Genomic DNA, 5103 nt, shown 5'->3' on the forward strand with positions numbered 1-5103 from the left:
AGCGCCGCCACTTCGTCGAAACGCTGCGGATGGCGCGGCACGATCATCCATTGCACGTCGTGCACGCGCTTGGCAATCGAACGGATCGCGCCCTGCTCGGGCGGCACCGGCGAGGTGGCGCCGAAGCGCTTGAGCACCTCGAGCAGCAGGCGTTCTTCGCCGTCGCGCGAGCTGGCCAGCACGACCATCGGGCGCGGCAGGTGCTCGCGCAGCGAGACGGCCGTCGCCAGTTGCCGCGCGTCAGGCGTGGCGTCGAACTTGAGGTTGCCGTAGATGCCAGCCACCTTGGCGCCGAGCGACACCAGCCGGTGCGCGTCGGCCTCGGTCTGGGCCCAGACGGCGGTGAGCGCCGAGTACGCCGGCCGCGCGAGCCCGCTGAGCCGTTCGGCCGCGGCGCGCGATTTCTCGTTGAGCCGCGCATTGGCCAGCACCAGCGGAATGCGGCGCTCGGCGCAGGCGGCGGCCATCTCGGGCCAGACCTCGGTTTCCATCAGCACGCCGATGCGCGGCTGGAAGCGGTCGAGAAAGCGGGCGACGGCGCCCGGCGTGTCCCACGGCTGCCAGACCTGCGTGTCGCCGGGTTCGAGCAGCTTGGCGCCCTCTTCGCGGCCCGTGGCGGTGCCGTGGGTGAGCAGGATCGGAATGCCCGGGTACTGCCGCCGCAGCTCGGCGATCAGGATGGCGGCGGCGCGCGTCTCGCCCAGCGAGACGGCGTGCACCCAGCACTGGGCAAAGCCGGTGGTCGCGTCGTCGTAGTGGCCGAAGCGCTCTTCGACGGCCACGGCATAGCCGGGCTCGGCGATGGCGCGGCGCCGCAGCTTGCGGCGGACCAGCGGTTGGACGGCGGTGGTGAAAACGCCGTAGAGGCGAAGCAGCAGGGAACGCACAGGTTCTTCAGTGGGCAGCAGCGGCCAGCGTGGCGTCGGGCTTGACCGTCCGCAGCACCGCAAGCATCTCGGTCTCGATGCGTTGGAGCGCCGCCTCGGTCTGGCCTTCGAAGCGCAGCACCAGCACGGGGGTGGTATTGGAAGCGCGGATCAGCCCGAATCCATCGGGCCAGTCCACGCGCAGGCCGTCGATGGTCGAGACCTGGGCGGGCGCGTCGAAGTGCGCGTTCTGCACGAGCTGGGCGACCAGCACGTGCGGCTCGCCTTCGGCGCAGGCGACGTTCAGTTCAGGTGTCGAGAAGCTGGTGGGGAGCGCATTCAGCACGGCGTTCGCGTCCGGATGCTTGCTCAATATTTCAAGCAGGCGGCAGCCGGCGTAGGTGCCGTCGTCGAAGCCGTACCAGCGCTCCTTGAAGAAGATGTGGCCGCTCATCTCGCCGCCCAGCGGCGAATTGATTTCCTTCATCTTCGCCTTGATGAGCGAGTGGCCGGTCTTGTAGATCATCGGCGTGCCGCCCGCGGCCACGATGGCCGGCGCCAGGCGCTGCGAGCACTTCACGTCGTAGACGATGGTGCCGCCGGGCACGCGCGAGAGCACGTCCTGCGCAAAGAGCTGCATCTGGCGATCGGGAAAGATGTTCTGGCCGTCCTTGGTGACGATGCCCAGCCGGTCGCCGTCGCCGTCGAAAGCCAGGCCCAGTTCGGCGTCGCCGCGGGCCAGTTCGGCCATCAGGTCCTTGAGGTTCGCGGGCTGGCTCGGATCGGGGTGGTGATTGGGGAAGTTGCCGTCGACTTCGCTGAACAGCTCGACCACTTCACAGCCGATGGCGCGGAAGATGGCCGGTGCGGTCGCACCCGCGATGCCGTTGCCCGAATCGACCACGATCTTCATGGGGCGCGCGAGCTTGATGTCGCCGACGATGCGCTGCGTGTAGGCCTCGGTCACGTCGACCTTGCGCACACTGCCGCCGGGCGCCAGCGTGGCGCTGCCGTCTTCCATGGTCTTGCGCAGGCCCTGGATCTCGTCGCCGTAGATCGCGCGGCCGGCCAGCACCATCTTGAAGCCGTTGTAGTCCTTCGGGTTGTGGCTGCCCGTGACCTGGATGCCGCTGGTGCACAGCGTGTGGGCTGCGAAGTACAGCATCGGGGTCGTGACCGCGCCCACGTCGATCACCTCGACGCCGGTGGCGACCAGGCCGTCGATCAGTGCGTCCACCAGCGCCGGGCCCGACAGGCGGCCGTCGCGGCCCACGGCCACCGAGGTCTCGCCGGCCGCGCGCGCGGCGCTGCCGAAGGCACGGCCCAGCGCCTCGGCCACTTCGACATCGAGACTGAGGGGCACGACGCCGCGGATGTCATAGGCCTTGAAGATCGATGCGCTGAGCTGCATGAAGGGCGGGGTCACTGTTGGTTCGGAGTCGGGCATTGTAGGCAACGCGTTGTAGACATCGATGTCCGAAAACGGCCAGTTGAAACGAGTCGAAACCGTATCATTTCCCCATGTCTACCGCCCATGCCCCCTCCGAAGTGCTCGAGAGCGACGCCTGCTACCTGGCAATGAAGACGCACGATGCGCGCTTCGACGGCTCGTTCTTCACGGCCGTGACCTCCACCGGCATCTATTGCCGGCCGGTCTGCCGCGTCAAGCTACCGCGGCGCGAGAACTGCCGTTTCTTTCGCCACGCGGCCCAGGCCGAGGCAGCAGGCTTTCGGCCCTGCCTGCGCTGCCGGCCCGAGCTGGCACCGCGCGCGGCCAGCTGGTCAACAGAAGATGCCTCGCGCATCCTCGCGCTGCAGGCGGCGCGGCTCATCGACGAGCCCGACGCCTGGTCCGAAGAAGGCCCCGGCGCGGCGCAGATCGCGGCGCGCCTGGGCGTGAGCGACCGCCACCTGCGGCGCATCTTCGAGGCGCAGTTCGGCGTGTCGCCGCTGCAGTACCTGCAGACGCGCCGCCTGCTGGCCGCCAAGCAGCTGATCGCCGACACGCGCCTGCCGATGACGCAGGTGGCACTGGCCAGTGGCTTCGCGAGCGTGCGGCGCTTCAACGCGGCCTTCGTGGAGCACTACGGGCTCAACCCCAGCGCACTGCGCCGCGCGGGCGGCACAGAGGGCGGCGAAGGCAAGGCCATCGAGGTGCGGCTGGGCTTTCGCCCACCCTACGACGCCAACGCCATGCTCGGCTTCTTCGCGCGGCGTGCGCTGCGCGGCGTCGAGACCGTGCACACCGCCGACGGCAAGGAGCCCGCCAAGGGCAGCACGCCGACCTATGTGCGGCTGGCGCGCACGCTGCGCGTGCAACAAGGCGGACAGGCGCACGCCGGCTGGCTGCAGCTGCGCTTCGACCTCGAACGCGAGCAGGTGCTGCTGGCCGTGAGCGATTCGCTGGCCGCGGTGCTGCCCATCGTCATCAGCCGCGCACGCGCGCTGTTCGACCTCGACGCGGAGCCGATGGCCATCAACGCCGCGCTGCATGCGGCCTTTCCACACGGCGACGGGCTGCGCGTGCCGGGCACGGTCGACGGCTTCGAGCTCGCGGTGCGCGCGGTGCTGGGCCAGCAGATCACCGTGGCCGCGGCGCGCACGCTGGGCTCGCGGCTGGTCGAGGCCTTTGGCGACGCCATCGACACGCCCATCGACGGCCTGACCCGCCTGTTCCCCACGCCCGCCGCGCTGGCAGCTGCCAGTGGCGATGCGCTCGGACAACTGGGCATCGTGCGCCAGCGCCAGGCCGCGCTGCAGGCCATTGCGCGCGAAGTGGCCTCGGGCCGGCTGGCGCTGCATGCGGGCGCCGACGTGCCCTCGACGCTCGCGGCGCTGCAGGAACTGCCCGGCATCGGCGCCTGGACCGCGCAGTACATCGCGATGCGTGCGCTGCGCTGGCCCGACGCCTTTCCCGCCGGCGACGTGGCCCTGCAGAAGGCGCTGGGTGTGACCACCGCGCGCGCCGCGGGCGAAGCCTCGCAGGCCTGGCGCCCCTGGCGCAGCTATGCGGTGCTGCGGGCGTGGCACACACCACCCGCGCCACCCCAATCAGCAACGGCTGCTGTGACGCCGATCGCTTCTTCTTCCGACCTCGCAACGGCAGGCCTCGTGCCTGAAAGATCATGAAATTCAAACGCACAGTCATTTACACCTCGCACATCGACACGCCGCTGGGCGGCGTCACCATGGCCGCCACCGACCAGGGCCTGGCCGGCGTCTGGTTCGACCAGCAGCGCCACTGGCCCGACACCGCGGGTTGGCAGACGAAAGACGACCACCCCGCGCTGGTCGAAGCCGCCGCACAACTGCGCGAGTACTTCGCCGGCCGCCGCAGCCACTTCGACATGCAGCTCGACCTGTCGCACGGCACTGTCTTCCAGCAGGGCGTGTGGCAGGCGCTGCTCGCCATTCCGGCCGGCGAAACCACGACCTACGGCGCGTTGAGTCAGCGCGTGGGCAACCCGGCTGCGGTGCGCGCGGTCGGCGCAGCGGTCGGGCGCAACCCGATCAGCGTGATCGTGCCCTGCCACCGCGTGCTCGGTGCAGACGGTTCGCTGACCGGTTACGCTGGCGGGCTCGATCGCAAGACGGCCTTGCTCGAACTCGAGACCGGCAAGTAAGACAGAAGAAAACACCGCCGATGGCGCACTGCGCCATTCCTCAAAAAGACGCATGACCACAACGAACAACAACACCACCGTCGCTTCCTCGCCTTCGCCCGCTCCCGCCGCGCTTGCGCCCAAGGCGTGGCTCATCGACCTCGTGCTGCTGGGCGCACTGTGGGGCGCCTCTTTCCTCTTCATGCGCATCGGCGCAGCAGAGTTCGGCGCGCTGCCGACCGCCGCCGTGCGCGTGGCCATCGCGGCGGCGTTCCTGTTGCCGATCGCGCTGCTGCGCGGCCAGGGCCCGTCGATCGCGAAGCACTGGAAGGCCAGCCTCACGGTCGGCATCTTCAACTCGGGCATGCCCTTCGCGCTGTTCTGCTTTGCGCTGTTGACCATCAACACCGGCCTGGCGGCGGTGCTCAACGCGACCACGCCGATGTTCGGCGCGCTGGTGGCCTGGGCCTGGTTCCGCGAACGGCCAAACGGCTCGCGCCTCGTCGGCCTGGTGATCGGCTTCGCGGGCGTCGCGATGCTCGCCAGCCGCAGCGCCGGCCTGCATGCCGGTGCCAGCAACCACGCCGCGCTGTGGGCCGTGCTCGCGTGTCTCGCGGCCTGCCTCTGCTACGGCA

5 protein-coding genes are annotated in these 5103 nt (G+C 69.8%); 3 read left to right on the forward strand and 2 right to left on the reverse strand.

Annotated elements, in window-relative coordinates; genetic code table 11:
* The coding region (locus AAG801_RS40420; protein WP_341893508.1) for a glycosyltransferase N-terminal domain-containing protein at positions 1-887 on the reverse strand (887 nt) is incomplete at its 3' end.
* 7 nt (positions 888-894) lie between these two features.
* Positions 895-2277, reverse strand: coding sequence for a phosphomannomutase/phosphoglucomutase (locus tag AAG801_RS40425; RefSeq protein ID WP_341893509.1), 1383 nt, complete (start codon positions 2275-2277; stop codon positions 895-897).
* Between the two features lie 110 nt (positions 2278-2387).
* On the opposite strand from AAG801_RS40425, the gene AAG801_RS40430 reads away from it, so the two are divergent.
* From AAG801_RS40430 to AAG801_RS40440, 3 genes are all read left to right on the forward strand, one after another.
* On the forward strand, positions 2388-3995 hold the full coding sequence (locus AAG801_RS40430; protein ID WP_341893510.1) for an Ada metal-binding domain-containing protein: 1608 nt from the start codon (positions 2388-2390) through the stop codon (positions 3993-3995).
* Positions 3992-4489, forward strand: a complete 498-nt coding sequence (locus AAG801_RS40435) for a methylated-DNA--[protein]-cysteine S-methyltransferase (RefSeq protein WP_341893511.1) — start codon at positions 3992-3994, stop codon at positions 4487-4489. Before AAG801_RS40430 ends, AAG801_RS40435 begins: the two co-directional genes overlap by 4 nt.
* 52 nt (positions 4490-4541) lie before the next feature.
* The coding region (locus tag AAG801_RS40440; RefSeq protein WP_341893512.1) for a DMT family transporter at positions 4542-5103 on the forward strand (562 nt) is incomplete at its 3' end.

This window comes from Variovorax sp. YR752 (genome assembly GCF_943372545.1).